Below are 16,665 nucleotides of genomic sequence, written 5' to 3' on the forward strand. Positions count from 1 at the left end.
ACCTCGAAGGTCCCGAAAACGCATCACCGCCCCGCCCGGCGCCCCGGTTACACTGACGGGCGCGCCTCCTTAGCTCAGCTGGTCAGAGCAACGCTCTTGTAAAGCGTAGGTCGTCGGTTCGAATCCGACAGGGGGCTCAGACACCCCAGCTCAGAAGCGCTCTGAGCTGGGGTTTTCCGCTATCGGATGCGTCGTCGGCGCCGTGCGCGGGCGGCCCGGGTGTCCTTGGTCTCAGTCCTGGTCTCAGACGTGACTCCGGGGCGGGGCATGAAGGTGTTGCCCATGCGGCGCATGGCGTCCTTCGAGAGGTGGGATCGGCCCTTGACGTACCGCCGCGTCTGGCTGATCTGGGTGTGTCGAAGGATCTCCATGATGGTGGGCATGTCCACCCCCAGCTCGTTCAGGATCGTGCCGGCGGTGTGGCGGCTGCCGTCGTATAGGCGCCGGTCATCGATGCCCGCTTCGGCGAGCAGCTCCTTGAACTCTTCCCAGTCGGCCCGCGGGTCCAGCGGGCGCCCGTCCGGCCGTGTAAACACCGCCCTGTGCTCCTGCCACAGCTCGCCCGCGGCGGCCCGCGCCGCCTCCTGCTGCGCCTTGTGCTCGTGCAGGTGCGGGATGAACGGCGGCGGGATGGGCACGGGGTTCGTGCTCTTCTTCGTCTTGGGCCGGGTGAAGGCGAGTCCGCCGCCCTTGCGCTCGGGGCACGTGCTGGCGTGCCGGGTGCAGAGCTTCGGGCACGGCTTAGGACAGCCACGCGTGTACGACTTATGCCGGGTGCAGTCCTCTGCGCACGGCTCGAAGCGGTGGAGCCGGGCGCCGCAGGCGTGCGGGTCCTTGCAGCCGTGTCGCCAGTTCAGCCGCTGTAGCTGCCACTGCGGGTGGATCAGCTCGTTATCGAGGTCGACGTACGGCCAGCGGAGCCCAAGCGTCTCGCCCTGCCGGAAGCCCATCCCGACCCCGACGACCCACCGCATGAACGTGGGCCGCTTCGCCGCAGCTTCGAGGAACGCCTTGGCCTCTTCCTGGGTGAATGGGTTCGCCTCGGTTTCCTCCTGGGTGGGCGGATCAACGAGCGTGGCGACGTTCTCGGCGATGATGCGGCGGCGGTGGGCGATCTTCAGCGCTCGGGACAGGATGCGGTGCACCTTGAGCACGTGGGACGGGGCGTGCCCGTCGGCGAGCATCGCGGCGTACATGGTCTCCAGGTGTTCCGGTGCCAGCTTGTCGAGCCGGTGCTTGCCGACGCCGGGAACGATGTCGTTGCGGGTCTTGGACCAGTAGTCATCCAGGGAGCGGGGCCGGAGCTTCAGGCTCGCGATGGTGGTGAGGTAGGTCGTCATCCACTGCTCCACGGTGGGCACCCGGCCCGCCTTGGGCGCCCGGCCGTCGTCCCGGAGCTTCTCCAGGGCCCGGACCTTGCGGCGCACCTCCGTCTCGGTGCGGGCGCGGCGATGCCGCCGGTCGGTGCTGCCGTCAGCCTTGACGCCCATGGTGACGCGACCGTGCCACCATCCGTCGCTGCCGAGATAGACGGATGACTCCATGTTGGGCTTGCGTGGGCTCATGCACTTCCTCCATGCAGAGAGGCGGCCCCGGACCGAAGCCGGGGGCCGCCTCGTGTTCGGTGCGGTTCAGGCGGCGGGGGAGAGTCCCGCCACGTAGCTCTCCAGGTCGCTGCGGCGGATGCGGCGGCAGCGGCCCAGCTTGATGTACTTCACGGCGCCTGCCGCCATCAGCTCGTAGAGGGTGGAGCGGCCAATGGCGAGCACGCCGGCGGCTTCCTTCGGGGTGTAGAGGAGCCGGTCAGCAGGGGCAGTCATGCTCATGCGGTGCAGCCTCCTTGGCGTGGCTCGCTCCTGTCCGAGGTGCGGATTTCTGCGTCACTGCGTCATCCGCGTCACTCATGCCCCCTGGTCTGCGGTTTTGCGTGACGCAGGGGGTGGGTGTCTGCGTCACCGGTGACGCAGGCGCCGCGTCATCGGTGACGCAGGTGACGCGGGGTGACGCAGGATTCGCCGTCCTGCGTCACCGCCGTTGCGGCAGGTCACCGGCCGTTTCCGGGCCGCGTGTGACGCAGGTGACGCAGCGTTCTTCTCTTCGGACAAGAGAGGGAGATCTCTGTACGGGGTGCGCTCGCGTCAGAGCGTGAAGAAGGAGCCGCTTCGCGGCGCGACCATCGGGCGGCGGCAAGCCGCCGAACAACAAGAAGAGCACCCGCCACGTGGTGCTCTTCTTGCTTGTGCGCCGCGCCGCGCGGCAGGTCAGTGCATCTGCTCCTGCTGGTGGGGCGGCGGCGCGCCGCGGCTGGTCATCTCGATGTAGCGGGCCTTGTTGATGCGTCCCCAGTCGATGAGTACGCCGCGGGCGGCGAGGGTGGGCTGAAGGCGCTTGAGGCGGTCTGAGAGGACCTTGCCTGTGGTCGGCCACCCCTTGGGCAGGGGACGCAGCTCCTCGCCCGTGTACAGGCGCGTGAGGCAGTGCAGCCACTCGGCAGAGGTCATCCGCTCCTCAGCTCCCAGGGCGAGGCTGGCGGCGTGCTGCAACACGGTCTGCGCCAGGAGGTCGCCCTCGATGACGTCGTCGTTGAGGTCGTCCAGGCTGGCCCGGTAGGCGCTGAGGGCTCCCAGGCCGGTCGCGGCGTCGAGTTGCGCGCACAGGTGTGCGAAATCGGCCATCCGCAGGTCCGTCGGGATCTCGGCTTCGGCGGCGCGGACCTGAACGGTGAGATCCAGGAGCGAGCCGAGGACGACCGGCAGAACTTCGCCGAACTCGGCCCACAGCTCCGCTTCCGTCCGCCGGGTGCGAGGTCGTTCGAGGCGCAGCGGGAGCAGCCGTTCGGCGAGGTCGGGTCGGATGACGCCCACGTCGATGCCCGTCAGCAGCAGCGGCCGGCGGTAGCGGGCGCGTACGACATCGCCATCGGTGTACAGGGCCCGCTTGATGGTCTCGGCTCCGGTGACGATGCAGCACATCAGGTCGGACAAGTCCGGAGCCACATGGGAGAGGTTGTCCAGCGCGGTGACCCATCCGGCGGCCACGGCCGCGATCAGGTTCTCTTCATCCTTCGGGGCGCGCCGGAGATCAGCGCTCATGCCCTCGATGATCCGCACGAGCATCCGCCCGCCGGTCGACTTCCCCGCACCCTGCGGGCCCGTCAGGAACGGCGCAGGCACGGGCACGGACGGCCCGAGACAGCCGATGAGCCAGGCCACGGCCAGGCACTCGGTCTCGGCGGTGGCGAAGTTGCACAACCTCAGCAAGAGGTCGATGCCCTTGCCGTCGGTGTCCTTCGCCGGCAGCGGCAGCTCCCCGGTGAGCTGCGTTCGGCGCCAGCACACCTCTGCCGGGTCGGGGGTGACGATGTCCCACCCTGTGGGGTGGATGCGTACTGACATGCCGTCGTTGCGGCCCAGGTCCAGCCACGTCGCGCCGTCGAATCCCGGGGCGACGCGGATGTGGACTTGCTGGACTTCCTGGCTCATCGCGAGTGCTTCGATCAGGTCCAACGCCTCTTTGAGCGCGGTCCCGTTGAACACGCCGTATCCGTCGTGGAACAGGCCGACCATGAGTTCCTGCCGGTGGCTGCCCGACGTGCCCTGAGAGCGGATCGGACGGGCCACGGGGTGGCCGTTGCGCTGCGCGAACACGGTGCCGTCCGCGGTGCGGAAGTACCGGAAATGCTCTTTCGCGTACTCGGCGATGATCTCGCGTGCCGGTGTCTTGTCGTCGTCGGACATGGTCACAGTCCCAACTTGGTGCGGGCGTTGGTCCATGCGTCGGTGCAGTGCCGGGGTGACTCGCCCTTGGCCTGCGCGGCGGTGAACAGCCGCGCGACGTGCGCGTCGGTGAGGCAGCCGCACCGGCCGTGCACGGACAGCACAGCCAGGAACGTGCTGTACACGGTCGCGTGGATGCCGTTGGATGCGTCGGCGATGCGCTGCACGGCCATCGCGATACCGCGCTCAAGGAACGCGGGCGTGCGGTGCCGACACGGACCCTGCCCGCCCGGCGCCGCCGCGGTGGCGACCGCCGCCGGGCGGGCCGGGGGCCGCTCCTTGGCGGCCAGCTCACGCACGGCATCCGGCAGCGCCGCCATGGTGCCGGTGCCGGTGCCGAGCCACCGCGCGTACGACATCGCGGACTTGATGTCGATACCCTCGCGGACGGCGTTTACCGATCGCATGGTGCCCTGGTAGATCCAGTGCTCCCCGCGGGTGCTGGCCACGGTCCGGGTGCCCGGCAGGGTCCGGGTCGCCCACGTGACGGCGGTGGGGGTGTCGAGGTCCACGACGGTCAGGCCGGCGCCGCCGGGGTGGTAGGCCACCGCCGCCGCGGCGCGCCAGGTCCGCGCCCACGCGGGTGAGGTGATGACGTGCGGGTCGGTGGTGGCGGCGGCCCAGCCGTGGCACACCGCCGGGCACGCGCACGCGCCGGGCGTCTTCATGTTCGGCCGGCCGCCGCAGGCGTTGCCGGCGCAGGCGCGGCAGTTCCCGAACGGGACCTTCCCGGCCCGCAGCGGGAGCACGGGCAGGCCGCCGGCGGCGAGCCGGACGGCGGTTTCCAGATGCACTCGCGGGTTGGCGTCGGGTTGGGTCATGCTGGAGTCCTCCAACAGGTCCGATAGGGGCTGGTTGGCCGGGGCGACCGCGTGTCTTTGGCGAGAGAGGCGGTCGCCCCGGGCGTGCCTAGAAGGGGGCGTTGTACCGGCAGCGTGCGGCGGCCACGATCTTGCCGTGGTCGAACGCGAGCGAGCCGGTGTTGTCGAGCGGCGTCCAGCGGACGGCGGCGGCGTCGTCGGCGGCGTGCGCGGTGGTGTCGTCGGGGACCACCACCAGGTAGGCGGCCGTGACGTATCGGCCGCGCGGGTCGCGGTCGGGGGCGTCGTAGATGCCGATCAGGTCGAGGTCGTCCGCGTCGACGTGGACGCCGGTCTCTTCCCCCAGCTCGCGCGCGGCGGCGGCGCGGGAGGTCTCGCCGGGGTCGACGTGCCCGCCCGGCAGGGCGAGCTGTCCCTTGTGGGGCGGTCCGCCCCGTTCGATCAGCAGGACGGAGCCGCTTCGGATGCACACCACGTCGGCGGTGTAGCGGATCGTTTCGTGGGTTTCGCTCATGGTTGAGTCCTCCGGGTGTCTAGAACGGGGCTGCGTCGCCTGAGCCGTTGGTGGCCCACGGGTCGCGGTGACGGTCACGGTGACGCCGGAAGTGGCGGATCACGGGCCACAGGCGCGGCGGCAGCGCGGTCCAGCGCGGCAGGGGCAGCAGCGTGAAGCGGCGCCCGGCGTTCCAGCAGCCGCAGAACTCGAAGTCGCTTCCGGCGTACTCGCCGGTCTCGTCGCCGTAGGGGTGCTCGATCTCGCCGTAGCCGTCGCAGGTGGTGCAGTCGGGCCGTGGCGTGTCGGTGAGCACGAGCGCGTGGTGCGGGCAACCGGTCCGCTCAATACGCAGTCGCATGGGTGTTGTTCTCCTCTCGGTCGTTGGCGATGGCCAGCAGCACATCGGCGTGGCACGGGGAGGCGGGCGCACACCAGCACATGAGGTCGCGTCCGGCCAGGTGGGCGCGGATGGCTGCGCGCAGCGCCGGGGACGCTTCGGTGTGGGCGCGGAAGAGGCGCACGGCCTCCTGCCGGCCGTAGTCGGCCACGGAGTAGGGGTTTCCCCAGCGGGAGGGGCGGCCGACGTAGACGGCGCCGTGCGGTGCCTTCCAACCGGCCGTCCGGCGGCGCTGGATGCGGCGCGGGCCGGTGGTGGACTGGATGCGCAGTCGAGTCACGGGGGTGTCTTCCTAGTCACAGGTGCAGTCGGGGAGTTCGCTGCTGCCGTCTGCGCCGCACCCGCAGCAGTGCGGGTACGCCTCGCCGCTGTCGTACTCGAACTCGCAGGTGGGGCAGTCGGGGAACTCGTCGGCGTACATGTCGTACATGGGGTGCCTTCCTGGTGTCAGTTGCCGGTGGTGGAGCGTCCCCACCACCGGTTGTGGTTGGTGACTTCGCGGTGGTGTTGCACGACGGGCCCCGCGTAGTGGTGGTGGTGCTCCTGCGGGGCCGTGTCCTGCGCGGCCTTCCCGAGCGCCTTCACCAGCCCTTTCAGGGACAGCAGCGCGACGGGCGGGGTGGCGCAGAGGAGGCCGACGACCAGCGGGTCGGCGTATCCGGACGCGACCAGCACGAGGGACACGGCGCCGCCGACTCCGAGGGAGCCGACACCGGCGGCGAGCATGAGCCCGCTCGCGTCGGTGGCGGCCTGGGACATCGGCGGCCGGCCGGGCTGCGCGACCGGCGGCGTCGAGCCGACAGCGGGCAGGGGGCTGTCGTCGCGGTAGGCAGTCGGCCGGGTGGCCATCGCCTCCTCGACGGCGGCGACCAGCTCATCGGCGTCGGGCCGCCGCTGCCCCTGTTTGGGACGCGGCTCGAACGGCGGAGCGGACATGGCGCGGCCTCCTGTCAGTTGCCCAGGGCGCTGGCCGCTTCGGCGGTGGCCTGGACTAGGTCGCGGATGGGCTCGTACGCGCCGGTGCCGGCGGTGAAGAACCCGAAGAGGAACACCAGCAGCGCGGCACCGGCGCCGGCGGCCTTGGTGCGGACGGCGAAGAACGACGCGACGCCGAAGAGCAGTACGGCGGAGACGGTGAAGCTCATCGCGTGACCTCCGTGCGGGTGGTGCCGGCGCGGTGGATGCGGGCCCAGCGGTTGTAGAGCCAGCGGCCGGCGCGTATGCGGCGGCCGGTGGCGCGGCAGCGGCCGCAGCTTCGGCCGCGCTTGAGCTGTCCGCGGCGGTTGGTGCGCGTCGCGTAGCCGAATCCGCGGCACTTGCGGCAGGCTCCGAACGGCGAGACGGCACACAAGCCGCTGTAACCGAGAGTGACGGCGAGTAGGCAGGTGATAGCGAGCAGGGCAGGCGTCATGAAGGGCCCTCCCAGGCGGTTTCGTGGGGTTGTCGCAGGTGGGCCGCTATCCGCTAGCGGCCTGATCAGGTGCGGTTTGGGGTGCTAGCGGAGCCGCTAACGTTAGCGGGATGTGCTGCTAGCGTTAGCGGCTCCGCGGGATCAGCTCGCGTCCCGGTTTCCGTCACGCTCCGCAATCGCGGTGGTGATGTGGGAGCGGTCGATACCGCGCCGGTTGACGACCTTGCCGCCCTGGCGCCGGCCCACCTGAACCGTGGTGATCCCGTGCGGCTTGAGCGCGGCGGCGAGTGCGTCAGGCTCCCAACCGTCGTACACGTCCGGCCGCAGCTCTGCCAGCCGGGTCACGACGGTCTCGGACCACACCTTGGCCTCACCGGCGGGAACAACGGCGAGGATGTCGGCGAGCAGGTCGTACGCGGGCGCGGCAGGCTCCGGGGCCTCCCCGAGCGCATGCCCGGACAGGGTGCCGGCCCGCTCGCGGGCGGCGCGGGCCCGACTGGCGATGTCATCGGCGTCGCGGCCGTCGACGTAGATGCAGCGCACGATGCGGGCGTCAGAGCCTTCGCCCACGAAGTAGTGGATGCCCTTGTCTTTCCAGTTGAACATGGTCGCCCGCACGCCGCGCTTGTACGCGGACGTGCCCAGGACCATGTCGTTCTCCAACTGACCCATGACCTTCAGGCACCACCGTGCGCTCGCGTTGGCCGAGATGCCGGTGGGCAGTGCCTTGGCGTCCGGTCGCTGCGTGGCGAGCAGCAGCACGATGCCGGTGGCCGGACCGCGCTTGACCAGGTCGGTTGCGATCTCCTCGAACTCCTTGGCGTGCTCGGGGTGCTCGAAGAGGACTTGACACTCATCCACCCCGATCACGATGGGGTGCAGGCCCAGGGAGCGCTTCGAGGCGAGTTCGCTGGTCACCTTCGACTCCGGGCAGATGTCCCGCGGCAGAGAGCGGATCACCTTGGTACGGCGCCGCAGTTCCTCGCGCAGCGCCCGGAAGTCGTTCAGGCAGTACGCGATGGACTGGTCGTCATCGCCCGCGGCGTGGCGGTGGCTGACGGCGTCGCCGACCGGGTCAAGGTCGCCGGTGCCCTTCATGTCGTAGGTGTGCAGCTCAGCTCGCGGGTCCAGTGCCGCGATGAGTAGCAGGAGGCGGAGCAGGAACGTCTTGCCCATCCGGGGGATGGCGCCGATGACGCCCGCGATGTACATCAGCGTCGCTTCGACCCAGCGTCCGCGCTGGTCAGTGCCGTAGGCGACCGGCTTGAACAGGTCCACCGAACCCGACTTGCGCAGCGGCCACTTGGGCTGCTTGGCGCGGGACATGTCCTGATCCCCGACCCACAGCACCAGGCGCCCCGTGTGCTCATCCGGCACAGCTTCGGGCCAGACGCAGCCCAGCGGGCGGCGCAGCCCGGACGCCAGGCGCTCGCGACGTTCGATGATGTCGGTGACCGTCACGCCGTGCGGCAGGTCCCCCTCAGCGCGCCAGCCGGGACCGTCGCGGGTGATCGGGGCGCTGAACTCGAATCCGTCCCGGCCCTTGGCCTGCGCCTGGTTGATCGGGGAGATCCCGAGCGATCCCAGCGCGCGCAGCACGATGTCCGAGGTGAGCTTGGTCGCCTTGGGCAGTTCGACGGCGCGGTGGATGACGGGGTCGTCGGCCTTGCGGCCGGCCGTGCCGAGGGCCAGTGTCACCGCGCCCACCGACACGGCCTGCAACCAGCCGGGGGCGAGCACGTAGATGGCCAGCGCGGACCCCAACCCGACGAACGCGGCCAGCACCGCGACGAGGGTGCGCAGTCGCACGCGCCCGTCGCGCTGCCGGGACAGCTTGAGATAGCGGTCGGCGTCCTCGGCGTGCACGGCGGCGAGTCGGACCGGCTCCCCTTCACGGTCGGCCATCCACCGCAGCGTGCCGCCGACGAACCGGGCGGTGCCGGTCGGCGCCTGCAACGCGAGTCGGGCGGCGTAGACCGGGGAGCGCAGCGCGTGGTAGCCGGCGGCGTGCGCGTAGTGCCGGGCCACCCAGGACGCGGCGGTCTTCAGCTCCTCCTTGGACTTCAGCCACGGCGGAACGACCGCCCGCCGCTTGGCGCCCAGGAGACGACCGAGGTAGCCGGGCCCGGCCGACTTCGGGGTCGGCATATCCACGTACGGGCGGGCGGTCGGGTCGGCCGACTCGTCACCCGACCGGGTCGGGTCGGAGTCGGCCGACCCGGCCGGGGCGAGTCGGGTAGGCGAGTCGGCCGACCGGTCGCGGGCGGAACGGGCCTTGTCGAGGTCGACTACCTCGCCCCCGGAGTCGGCCGCCATCTCTGCTTCGAGTCGGTTGAAGAGTTCGTGGTCGTCGTCGGGGTGCTTCACTGGCAGTGTCCTTCCGGATCAGGAGGGAAGGCGGGTCCCGGCCGCTCGCTTTGGTCGGGGAGTCGGCCGGGTCCCGCGGCTAGATTTCGAACAGGCAGTTCTGGTCCGGGTCGGGTGCCGACTTCCGCGCCCGGTCGGCCGCCCGGCGGGCGCCGTCGAAGCACAGCGGGCACCACGCCCGCAGCTCGCCCGTCGGCAGGCCGGCGGCGAGGTGCGGCGGGGTGAGCGGGTCGGCGGGCGCGGCCATCAGCCGCACCGGACCCGTGTGCTTGCTGGCGTGCCGGTCGTGCTCACGCACACAGCGGCCGTCGCCCTTGGTGTGCGGCTGACCGCACTCCCCCTCGCACTCACATCGCCCGCCGACCGCGCCGATGACGGCACGGAACAGCTCGGCGGCGACGATCGGAGCACTCATGCCGCCGCCTCCCCGCCGGCCGCCTCGACGAGCCCGGCGGATGCGGCCAGGGCGCGCAGGGCGGGGGTCGCTTGCTGGGTGATGACGCCGTTGCCCAGGATCTTGAGCTGTGCGGTGCGGGACAGGCCGGGAATGTCGGTGACGTGCCCGGCGGGCAGGCCCATCAGCCACTCCACGAAGACCGGGTTCAGCCGTCCCAGATCGTCAACTGCCCAGGGGGCGGACCGGCCGAGGACCGTCTCCCACCGGCGGACCGCCGGCGCGAAGACTCCCCACCCGGGCGCGGGGCCACCGCGTCCGTCAGCGTCGGTCCCGCCCCGTAGGTCTCCTTCGACCGGGCCGAGGTCCGGGCGGCTTTGGCGTCCGTCGCCTTCGGTGTCGGCAGCAGTTGGACCGCTGTTTCCAGCCGGTTGTGTGGGTTGCCCGCTTCGATCTCCCGGCGGGACGGGCCGTTCATGTTCGCCAGCGGCGTCGGGAGCAGGTGCTCGACCTCGTCGGCCAGGGTCGGGCCGTGCCCGCCCGCCTTGCGCTTGTCCGGGTGCTGGCTGCCCCCGTTGATGGCCAGTTGCGCGGTCGGGGTCTTGAGCAACGGCGAGGATGAACAGCCGCTCACGGCGGTGAGCAGCGCCCACCTGGTCCGCGCGTACAGTGCACCACTCCGCATCGAACCCGAGCGCGGCAAGGTCGGACAGGACGGTGTCGAACCCGAGTCGAAGGTGGTTCGCGACGTTCTCAAAGACCGCGATGCGGGGTCGTAGAACCCCAAGGGCACGGGCAATGTCGGGCCAGATGTGGCGCTCATCGGCAACTCCAAGCCGCCGTCCGGCGGTGCTGAAAGGCTGGCAGGGGTAACCGCCGCAGACGATGTCCACCGGCTCCACCGCGGTCCAGTCGACGCCGGTCAGGTCGCCGAGGTTGGGCACCTGCGGCCAGCGGTGGGCCAGGAGCCGGCAGGCGCCCGGATCGATGTCCGACACCCACGCCGTACTCCCGCCGAACACCGCCTCAACGGCCATGTCCAGGCCCCGGTAACCGGAGCACAGCGACCCGATCCGCGGCGCTTGTAACGCACCCCGGACGGCACTCATGCCGCATCACCGAGGGCGTGCAGCGGCGGCTCCCCGCCGCGTTCGCCCTTGAGGGTGTCGCGCAGCTTGCGGGCGTTGGCCTGCGAGCAGCCCACCGCCGTGCGGATACGGTCGGCCGTCAGCTCCGCCACCGCCCACCCCGCGGTCGCCTCACGGGCAGCGGTCAGCAGCTCCTCGAAGCTGCGCGGCGGCTTGCTCGCAGCCTTGCCTGCGGCCCCCTTGCGGCGCGCCGGGCGCGGCTTCGACCGACCGTCCCCCGCGGGCGGCTTGGTGTCCTCGGCGAGCGGCGGCGCGGGCGGGGCCGGGTCGGCGGCGGGGGCGAGGTCGCCCATGCGCAGCAGGACCCGCTCACGCCGCGGGGCCTTGAACCGCCAGCAGCGGCCGTGCTGCTCGCGCAGCGCGGCACGGGCAAGCTGGCGCTTCTTCTCCCGTGCCAGGGCCTCGCTGTAAGAGGTGATCTCCCACAGCGTCATCCGGCGCCACAGCCCGAACGTGGAGCGCGGCGCCAGCAGCCACCGCGAGAACCGCACCTTCTCCATGCGCCGGCCGGTGACCGCGCCGATGCGTACGGCGTAGATGTGGGCGCCGATCTCGGAGAAGACCACCCACAGCAGCGGCATCGTGCCGTGCGCCAGCCGGGCGGACAGGGTGTGTCCGGCGGCGACGTTGAGCCAACAGGTGATCAGGGTGAGGATCCAGGGCACGAACCGCACCCACGCCAACGCCATATCCATCCGGATCAGCAGCAGGTTGGCGACGGTGAACACCGGGATCGCGATGTCGATACCGACCGGCAGCATCCACGGCGTGCCGAAGCCCCACCGCTCAGCGGCGGCCGACACCGCCTCGAACGAGGACGCCAGACCCAGCACGCCGACACCGGCCGCTGCCAACGCGGCGACACCGGCAAGACCCGTCTCCGGGCGCGTGAGCGGCGGCACACGCCGTTCCTCGGGGGTCATGGTGATGCTCATGCGGCACCTCCCAGCGTGAGCAGCGCAGCGGCGAAGAAGAACGCCCCGGCGGTGCGGATGAGGTCGACGGCGCGGCCGACCGCTTTGAACTTGACCAGCGCGATGCGGGACAGGTTCGCGATGTCCGCGGCCTGGTCGTCGGGCAGCAGGGTGCGGATCTCGTCGGGGGTGAGGGTCGCCCACAGCGGGAAGCCGTGCCCGCCGCGCGTGTTCGGCCGTACCGCCCGCAGCAGCAGCGCGACAGCGACCACCAGCAGCCCGACACCCGTACCGCCCAGCACGCCGGCCGGTACGGTCAGCGGCGCGCTGCTGCCGACCGTCCAGGCCCCCGCGAAGACGGCGGCGATGAGCGCCAGTAACAGGCTGGCCTTGGTGTCGATACGGGCAATCTCCGCCTTCACCTCCGCATGAGCGGCGGCAAGGCTCGACTCGCGGGTACTCATGCCGTCCACTCCCTGCGGCGGTTCTCGGCGTGGCTGCGCTGGTTCGGCTGCGTCCGCGGGGCGCCCTCGTTCCAGACGAACGGGGGGATGGCGTCCGCGGCCGTGGACACCCGCAGGGCGGCACCGGCCGGGGCGTCGGGCAGGGTGTAGACCCTGCCGTCCTGAAGGGAGGCCAGCAGCCGGGCGGCGTGGTGCTCGCAGCCGTCCGCGCCCGTGTTGTGCACGTCGAGGACGGTCGCGACGGCCGGCCCCTCGCACGGGGTGGGGTCGTCGGGGTGAGCGGCCGGACAACGGGAAACGTCGCTCATGCCGCACCTCCCGTCATGCCGGTGGTGCAGCCGTTGGCCAGCTTGCGGCGAGCGGCCAGGACCCGGCGGCGGGCCCGGCGCAGACGCCGGGTGTCCAGCTCGCCCGGCACCCGGTCCAAGGTGGTGATCAGCGCGTCCAGGAACGCGACTTCGGCGTGGATGACGGGCATCTCGGCTTCGATCGCGGCCAGCTCCGCCGCGGTCGGCTCACGGCCGGACGTGTCGTCGGAGTCGGCGACTTCAGGTGCGGCAATACTGTTCATGGGTCGTGTTCTCCCTAGCAGTAGGAACGGCCCGAACAGCACCCCCGGAGTAGCCCCTCCGGGGGTGCGCGCCGTTGTGGGTGAACCCGCGCGGCAACGCCGTGCGGGTGAAGCGCCCCGAGCGGGATTCGATCCCGCACCCTCACGGCGTGGATGCCGGGGCTGTCGAGCAACCGGGCCGGCGGGTGCCGGGCCCGGAGTTAGGACTGGTCGGTCAGGTGTGCAGCGTCCGTCTGGGCGGTGCGCGCCTGCTCCTGCGCCCAGGCGAGTTCGCTGCCCGCCATGGGCGGGTCCGCGCTGGCGATCCACGCGCTTACGGACTCGCCGTACTGCTGCGAGTGCTCTGCCGCCGGGTCAGGGGTGTATCCGGAGCCCGCCATCAGCCGCGACCCCGCGCACGTACGTCATCCTCGGACCGCTTGTTCGCGTCCTTGACCTGCCGCGAAAGCTCTTCGCGCTCCGCTTCTGTCAGACTCGTGACCACAGGTGCCTCCTAGGCAAGGTGCCTGCCGCACGGCCTCGGGGTGCCACCCGGGGCCGTGCACGTTGGTGCCGGACCTTCCGACTCCCCGCGCCCCCGACCGTCCCCCCGCCGCATCTGCGGGCCGGGGTACGGGCGGGAGAGGCAGCCGGCCGCGACGGACCGGAGCCCGGTCCGTCGCGGCGAGGTCGCAGTGGGCGTGACCATCGGTCACGCGGTCCGTCTTTTCGAGAGGGGCTGACGGGGCCCGCGATCTTTGCCCTTGTCTCACCTGTGCGCGTGGATCACGTGTTCGCCCCGTGAGGGGCGGCATGTCTCGTCTCCGCGGAAGAGGCGCGTACGAGTCGCACAGGCAGGGCCTACGGCTTGTCGCTGTTGCCTGATCCCGGGTGACCAGAGGACGCCACCTGTACGACGCCCCTCCGCAGATCTCTTGCTCGGAGGCGCCAGCGCGTCATGGCTCCGGGTGCATCTGTTCAGTTGAGAAGGAACCTGCGCTTCTCTCAGGGGCCCCGGGGCGGGGCACCTTCAAGGCGTTGTAGTACCTGTTTTACAGGTCTTGCATTGGAGGGTCAAGCGCACCGACCGAACTTCCTGGTCTTGTGCCGGGACTTCTTGGTGCACCATCAGAATCGGTGCAGGTCAGGGGAGTTGGTCACCCCATACGTGGACACCTCGGGTGGATCTCGCTACCGTCAAGAGGTCCCTAGAAGTCCCCTCGGGGGTGCAGATGTCCAACGAGCGCCTTCGGTCGGCTCTCTTAGCGCAGAACATGACTGTGCAGCAGCTCGCAGAAGCGATCGAAGTGAACCCCAAGACCGTCGAGCGATGGATCACGAAGGGCAAGGTGCCGTACCGGCGCCATCAGTACGCCACCGCGTCTCTGCTCAAGGTCGACGTAACGACGCTGTGGGACGATGCGCGCGCGGTCGACAGCGCCACCGACCTGTGCAAAGCGGAGATCCTTACGGCGTATCCCCACCGCCATGTCGTCCCGACGGACCTGTGGCGGCAGATGTGCGAACGCGCAACGCGGCAGATCGACATCCTCGTCTACGCAGGCATCGGCCTAGCGGAAGATCCGCGTTTCTTGTCGGCCCTCAAGGCGCAGGCGCGGAAGGTCGACATTCGCGTTCTCATGGGCGATCCCGAGTGCGAAGCCGTCATCCGCCGCGGGGTCGACGAAGGACACCGCATCATGGACGGCAAGATCCGCAACGCACTGTTCAACTACCGCCCGTTGTTCACCAGCCACCCCGAAATCGCCTTCCGGCTGCACGACACCGTGCTCTACAACTCGGTCTACCGTGCGGATGACGAGATGCTCGTGAACACGCACGTGTACGGTATCGGTGCCTACTTGGCCCCGGTGCTCCACCTGCGGCGACTCCCCGGCGGGGGGCTCTTCGACACGTTCGCCAACAGCGTTCAGCAGACCTGGGAAGGCGCAAGGCCAGTGACCGAGCACGACATCACAGGAGCTTGAGGCATGGGACGCATCGACTACCTTCACGACCCCGACGCCCCGCCGGCAAACTCCGTGGTGCCATCGGTCGTGGCGTTCGTCCAGAACGACGCGGGACAGGTGCTGATGATCCAGCGGTCCGACAACGGCCGGTGGGCTCTCCCCGGTGGTGGACACGACGTAGGCGAGTCGATCTCTGACACCGTGGTTCGCGAAGTCTGGGAAGAGACAGGCATCAAGGCCGAGGTGGTCGACATGTCCGGGATCTACACGGATCCTGGGCACCTGATGCAGTACGACGACGGCGAGGTTCGTCAGCAGTTCAGCATCTGCTTTCGAGCCCGGCCGGTCGGCGGCGAGGTGCGTACCAGCAACGAGACGACACAGGTCCGCTGGGTCGACCCAGCGGACCTGTCGCAGCTCGACATCCACCCCACGATGCGGCTCCGAATCGAGCACGCTACGGACCGGACCCGGGCGGCTCCCTACATCGGCTGACGCTTCACAGCAGCGACCCGTTCGAGCACCCGCGACGTGCTCGCGAGGATCTCGGGCTCCGCTCGCCGGATGAACTTTCCGATCAGGCTCTCTGGTCCGTACCGTCCGGCGATCTCGTTCACTCGGTCGATGGGGTTCGTCGGCGTGCCGTCCGGCGTTGTGTTCATGTCGCAGAAGCACAGGGCGTCGTTCAGGTGCGCACGCTCGCGAGGGAACTCTTCCAACTCGTCGCGCAGACCGCGCGCATCCCCTTCCATCCACGCACAGGAGTGGTGCGCGACCAGGTTCACAACCCGCTCGTCGGCGTTGGCCACGTCCCGGAGATAGCGGGCTCCGTCAAGCGGATGGAAGCCCGTCTTGGCCAGGTCTGGCGAGTACCCGATGTCGTGCAGTACCGCCGCCGCTTCCAGCAGCGCGGCGTCCTCCCCGAGTACGGGCGCGATGATGCGCGCCCGTTGTGCCACCCCCTGAGAGTGCGCCCACCGGCGCGGCAGCGGGTCGGCAAGCAGCGACTCGGCGAGCGGATAGGCCCACTCCACCAGGTCCGACAATCTAACCCTCCTCCTGGGCAGGTACGGCGCGGACGGTCCGCGCCTTGCCCTGACCTTCACTCGCTAGCACGCCGGCGGCTTCCAGCTTGTCGAGCGCCTTGGTCACGGTGGGGCGTGAGACTCCGAACCGCCCGGCCAGAGCAGAGGCGCTAGGAAATGCTTCCCCCGCTGCGAGCCCATCAGCCCTGATGACATCTGCGATGCGCTCGTCGAGCGGGCGGCGGTCGATCTGCTCGCCGGCCCGGATGACACGCCAGCGTCCACCCGGCACAGGTTCCGCGATGCCTTCCTCTCGGAGCACGTCGAAGGCCCGGAGCACGACTCCACGCGAGACCCTGCGACGCTGCATGAGGTCTGCGACCGTCGGCAGCCTTGTCATCTCCGGATCGTCCGCAATCTCGCCCTTCACCTCTGCCGCGATCTCCAGGAAAGTCCCCCGAGCGCTCGCTTGGTCCGCCACTCGTCTCCCCTTCTACTGGCCTAGGCCACGCTCTACGGGTCAAGAGTCGCACGTCCCAGTGTCAATGTGGGGCGGCGAGGGACGAGGTCAGCAGGGTCTCAATCGCGGTCTCGATTGCCGTTGGTTCCGCGGCTGTCCGCCGTCGTCCACCTGCGTCCGGCGTCAGCTCTGAGCAGGGGCAGGGCCTATGGCGCGGACGCCCACGGACGCCCCCGGATCACGATCGGACAACTTGTAAAGCGTAGGTCGTCGGTTCGAATCCGACAGGGGGCTCCAGAAGCGATCTGAGCTGGCATTTTCGGCCAAATGGAGGGGCGGCCGCGGTCCGCGGCGGGTCAGGAAGGCGTCGCCCGCAAGGGTGCTCCCCGCATGCGCGGGCTCCTCCGCTGCCGCCTCCCGGCCCCCGCCCGTCCCTGATCTGCGCTTGTCGGCGTGTGCGGGCACCGCTGTC

Annotated in this window: 24 protein-coding genes, 2 tRNA genes and 1 pseudogene; 4 read left to right on the top strand and 23 right to left on the bottom strand. The window is 70.3% G+C overall.

The genetic code is table 11. The features are described 5' to 3' along the window. Window positions 1–63 precede the first annotated feature (63 nt). A tRNA-Thr gene (locus tag ABGA99_RS30915) sits at window positions 64–137 on the top strand. Between the two features lie 42 nt (window positions 138–179). On the opposite strand, the gene ABGA99_RS30920 is transcribed toward ABGA99_RS30915, so the two are convergent. The 21 genes and pseudogenes from ABGA99_RS30920 to ABGA99_RS31020 all read right to left on the bottom strand — a co-directional run bounded on the left by ABGA99_RS30920 (window position 180) and on the right by ABGA99_RS31020 (window position 13,139). Further along, a complete protein-coding gene (locus ABGA99_RS30920) occupies window positions 180–1,565 on the bottom strand; it encodes a tyrosine-type recombinase/integrase (RefSeq protein WP_347583908.1) in 1,386 nt (461 codons plus the stop codon). Between the two features lie 66 nt (window positions 1,566–1,631). After that, window positions 1,632–1,826, bottom strand: a complete 195-nt coding sequence (locus ABGA99_RS30925) for a helix-turn-helix domain-containing protein (protein ID WP_347583909.1) — start codon at window positions 1,824–1,826, stop codon at window positions 1,632–1,634. 435 nt (window positions 1,827–2,261) lie between these two features. Beyond that, on the bottom strand, window positions 2,262–3,737 hold the full coding sequence (locus ABGA99_RS30930) for an ATP-binding protein (protein ID WP_347583956.1): 1,476 nt from the start codon (window positions 3,735–3,737) through the stop codon (window positions 2,262–2,264). 2 nt (window positions 3,738–3,739) lie between these two features. Beyond that, window positions 3,740–4,597: a bifunctional DNA primase/polymerase gene (locus ABGA99_RS30935; protein ID WP_347583910.1), complete on the bottom strand. Its 858-nt coding sequence runs from the start codon at window positions 4,595–4,597 to the stop codon at window positions 3,740–3,742. Window positions 4,598–4,685: 88 nt separating this feature from the next. Beyond that, a complete protein-coding gene (locus ABGA99_RS30940) occupies window positions 4,686–5,111 on the bottom strand; it encodes an NUDIX hydrolase (protein ID WP_347583911.1) in 426 nt (141 codons plus the stop codon). Window positions 5,112–5,130: 19 nt separating this feature from the next. Further along, window positions 5,131–5,451, bottom strand: a complete 321-nt coding sequence (locus ABGA99_RS30945) for a hypothetical protein (RefSeq protein WP_347583912.1) — start codon at window positions 5,449–5,451, stop codon at window positions 5,131–5,133. Further along, a complete protein-coding gene (locus ABGA99_RS30950) occupies window positions 5,435–5,770 on the bottom strand; it encodes a DUF4326 domain-containing protein (RefSeq protein WP_347583913.1) in 336 nt (111 codons plus the stop codon). Before ABGA99_RS30950 ends, ABGA99_RS30945 begins: the two co-directional genes overlap by 17 nt. A 12-nt stretch (window positions 5,771–5,782) precedes the next feature. Continuing rightward, window positions 5,783–5,920, bottom strand: a complete 138-nt coding sequence (locus tag ABGA99_RS30955) for a hypothetical protein (protein WP_347583914.1) — start codon at window positions 5,918–5,920, stop codon at window positions 5,783–5,785. Between the two features lie 17 nt (window positions 5,921–5,937). Continuing rightward, a complete protein-coding gene (locus tag ABGA99_RS30960; protein WP_347583915.1) occupies window positions 5,938–6,426 on the bottom strand; it encodes a hypothetical protein in 489 nt (162 codons plus the stop codon). Between the two features lie 14 nt (window positions 6,427–6,440). Then, complete coding sequence (locus ABGA99_RS30965; RefSeq protein ID WP_347583916.1) at window positions 6,441–6,635, bottom strand: hypothetical protein; 195 nt, start codon at window positions 6,633–6,635, stop codon at window positions 6,441–6,443. After that, window positions 6,632–6,901 carry a hypothetical protein gene (locus ABGA99_RS30970; RefSeq protein WP_347583917.1) on the bottom strand — a complete coding sequence of 90 codons (270 nt, stop codon included), beginning with the start codon at window positions 6,899–6,901 and terminating at the stop codon, window positions 6,632–6,634. Before ABGA99_RS30970 ends, ABGA99_RS30965 begins: the two co-directional genes overlap by 4 nt. Before the next feature lie 141 nt (window positions 6,902–7,042). Continuing rightward, a complete protein-coding gene (locus ABGA99_RS30975) occupies window positions 7,043–9,268 on the bottom strand; it encodes a cell division protein FtsK (protein WP_347583918.1) in 2,226 nt (741 codons plus the stop codon). Between the two features lie 79 nt (window positions 9,269–9,347). Continuing rightward, on the bottom strand, window positions 9,348–9,683 hold the full coding sequence (locus tag ABGA99_RS30980) for a hypothetical protein (protein WP_347583919.1): 336 nt from the start codon (window positions 9,681–9,683) through the stop codon (window positions 9,348–9,350). Next, window positions 9,680–9,847 (bottom strand): hypothetical protein, encoded by a 168-nt coding sequence (locus tag ABGA99_RS30985; protein ID WP_347583963.1) that lies wholly within the window; start codon window positions 9,845–9,847, stop codon window positions 9,680–9,682. Before ABGA99_RS30985 ends, ABGA99_RS30980 begins: the two co-directional genes overlap by 4 nt. Window positions 9,848–9,870: 23 nt before the next feature. Continuing rightward, window positions 9,871–10,272: a hypothetical protein gene (locus ABGA99_RS30990; protein ID WP_347583957.1), complete on the bottom strand. Its 402-nt coding sequence runs from the start codon at window positions 10,270–10,272 to the stop codon at window positions 9,871–9,873. A 43-nt stretch (window positions 10,273–10,315) separates the two neighbouring features. Beyond that, window positions 10,316–10,771, bottom strand: a pseudogene (locus tag ABGA99_RS30995) (DNA cytosine methyltransferase); the annotation flags it as partial. Beyond that, window positions 10,768–11,745: a DUF2637 domain-containing protein gene (locus ABGA99_RS31000; RefSeq protein WP_347583920.1), complete on the bottom strand. Its 978-nt coding sequence runs from the start codon at window positions 11,743–11,745 to the stop codon at window positions 10,768–10,770. The pseudogene ABGA99_RS30995 and the gene ABGA99_RS31000, both read right to left, overlap by 4 nt. After that, window positions 11,742–12,188, bottom strand: a complete 447-nt coding sequence (locus ABGA99_RS31005) for a Pycsar system effector family protein (RefSeq protein WP_347583921.1) — start codon at window positions 12,186–12,188, stop codon at window positions 11,742–11,744. Before ABGA99_RS31005 ends, ABGA99_RS31000 begins: the two co-directional genes overlap by 4 nt. Continuing rightward, window positions 12,185–12,496: a hypothetical protein gene (locus ABGA99_RS31010; RefSeq protein WP_347583922.1), complete on the bottom strand. Its 312-nt coding sequence runs from the start codon at window positions 12,494–12,496 to the stop codon at window positions 12,185–12,187. Before ABGA99_RS31010 ends, ABGA99_RS31005 begins: the two co-directional genes overlap by 4 nt. Continuing rightward, window positions 12,493–12,759 carry a DUF6284 family protein gene (locus tag ABGA99_RS31015; RefSeq protein ID WP_347583923.1) on the bottom strand — a complete coding sequence of 89 codons (267 nt, stop codon included), beginning with the start codon at window positions 12,757–12,759 and terminating at the stop codon, window positions 12,493–12,495. The genes ABGA99_RS31010 and ABGA99_RS31015 overlap by 4 nt, the downstream gene beginning before the upstream one ends. A gap of 200 nt (window positions 12,760–12,959) precedes the next feature. Next, window positions 12,960–13,139, bottom strand: coding sequence for a hypothetical protein (locus ABGA99_RS31020; RefSeq protein WP_347583924.1), 180 nt, complete (start codon window positions 13,137–13,139; stop codon window positions 12,960–12,962). Window positions 13,140–14,012: 873 nt separating this feature from the next. Between ABGA99_RS31020 and ABGA99_RS31025 the strand changes: the two genes are divergently transcribed. Further along, window positions 14,013–14,726, top strand: a complete 714-nt coding sequence (locus ABGA99_RS31025) for an XRE family transcriptional regulator (RefSeq protein ID WP_347583958.1) — start codon at window positions 14,013–14,015, stop codon at window positions 14,724–14,726. Between the two features lie 3 nt (window positions 14,727–14,729). Further along, complete coding sequence (locus ABGA99_RS31030) at window positions 14,730–15,203, top strand: NUDIX domain-containing protein (protein WP_347583925.1); 474 nt, start codon at window positions 14,730–14,732, stop codon at window positions 15,201–15,203. On the opposite strand, the gene ABGA99_RS31035 is transcribed toward ABGA99_RS31030, so the two are convergent. Then, window positions 15,191–15,754 carry an HD domain-containing protein gene (locus ABGA99_RS31035; RefSeq protein WP_347583926.1) on the bottom strand — a complete coding sequence of 188 codons (564 nt, stop codon included), beginning with the start codon at window positions 15,752–15,754 and terminating at the stop codon, window positions 15,191–15,193. The two genes, ABGA99_RS31030 and ABGA99_RS31035, sit on opposite strands and share 13 nt — an antisense overlap. A gap of 1 nt (window position 15,755) precedes the next feature. After that, window positions 15,756–16,214, bottom strand: a complete 459-nt coding sequence (locus ABGA99_RS31040; protein WP_347583927.1) for a GntR family transcriptional regulator — start codon at window positions 16,212–16,214, stop codon at window positions 15,756–15,758. A gap of 208 nt (window positions 16,215–16,422) precedes the next feature. Between ABGA99_RS31040 and ABGA99_RS31045 the strand changes: the two genes are divergently transcribed. Next, window positions 16,423–16,490, top strand: a tRNA-Tyr gene (locus ABGA99_RS31045). Window positions 16,491–16,665: the final 175 nt, after the last annotated feature.

Source organism: Streptomyces sp. B5E4 (assembly GCF_039871555.1).
Taxonomy (GTDB): Bacteria; Actinomycetota; Actinomycetes; order Streptomycetales; family Streptomycetaceae; genus Streptomyces.

Coding starts and splice junctions, on each gene's coding strand:
- ABGA99_RS30970 (WP_347583917.1), bottom strand. CDS start 6,901: ATGACGCCTGCCCTGCTCGCTATCACCTGCCTACTCGCCGTCACTCTC.
- ABGA99_RS31025 (WP_347583958.1), top strand. CDS start 14,013: ATGACTGTGCAGCAGCTCGCAGAAGCGATCGAAGTGAACCCCAAGACC.
- ABGA99_RS31005 (WP_347583921.1), bottom strand. CDS start 12,188: ATGAGTACCCGCGAGTCGAGCCTTGCCGCCGCTCATGCGGAGGTGAAG.
- ABGA99_RS30925 (WP_347583909.1), bottom strand. CDS start 1,826: ATGAGCATGACTGCCCCTGCTGACCGGCTCCTCTACACCCCGAAGGAA.
- ABGA99_RS30945 (WP_347583912.1), bottom strand. CDS start 5,451: ATGCGACTGCGTATTGAGCGGACCGGTTGCCCGCACCACGCGCTCGTG.
- ABGA99_RS31010 (WP_347583922.1), bottom strand. CDS start 12,496: ATGAGCGACGTTTCCCGTTGTCCGGCCGCTCACCCCGACGACCCCACC.
- ABGA99_RS30955 (WP_347583914.1), bottom strand. CDS start 5,920: ATGTACGACATGTACGCCGACGAGTTCCCCGACTGCCCCACCTGCGAG.
- ABGA99_RS31030 (WP_347583925.1), top strand. CDS start 14,730: ATGGGACGCATCGACTACCTTCACGACCCCGACGCCCCGCCGGCAAAC.
- ABGA99_RS30980 (WP_347583919.1), bottom strand. CDS start 9,683: ATGAGTGCTCCGATCGTCGCCGCCGAGCTGTTCCGTGCCGTCATCGGC.
- ABGA99_RS30935 (WP_347583910.1), bottom strand. CDS start 4,597: ATGACCCAACCCGACGCCAACCCGCGAGTGCATCTGGAAACCGCCGTC.
- ABGA99_RS31020 (WP_347583924.1), bottom strand. CDS start 13,139: ATGGCGGGCTCCGGATACACCCCTGACCCGGCGGCAGAGCACTCGCAG.
- ABGA99_RS30940 (WP_347583911.1), bottom strand. CDS start 5,111: ATGAGCGAAACCCACGAAACGATCCGCTACACCGCCGACGTGGTGTGC.
- ABGA99_RS31015 (WP_347583923.1), bottom strand. CDS start 12,759: ATGAACAGTATTGCCGCACCTGAAGTCGCCGACTCCGACGACACGTCC.
- ABGA99_RS31000 (WP_347583920.1), bottom strand. CDS start 11,745: ATGAGCATCACCATGACCCCCGAGGAACGGCGTGTGCCGCCGCTCACG.
- ABGA99_RS30920 (WP_347583908.1), bottom strand. CDS start 1,565: ATGAGCCCACGCAAGCCCAACATGGAGTCATCCGTCTATCTCGGCAGC.
- ABGA99_RS30985 (WP_347583963.1), bottom strand. CDS start 9,847: ATGGGCCTGCCCGCCGGGCACGTCACCGACATTCCCGGCCTGTCCCGC.
- ABGA99_RS30965 (WP_347583916.1), bottom strand. CDS start 6,635: ATGAGCTTCACCGTCTCCGCCGTACTGCTCTTCGGCGTCGCGTCGTTC.
- ABGA99_RS30960 (WP_347583915.1), bottom strand. CDS start 6,426: ATGTCCGCTCCGCCGTTCGAGCCGCGTCCCAAACAGGGGCAGCGGCGG.
- ABGA99_RS30930 (WP_347583956.1), bottom strand. CDS start 3,737: ATGTCCGACGACGACAAGACACCGGCACGCGAGATCATCGCCGAGTAC.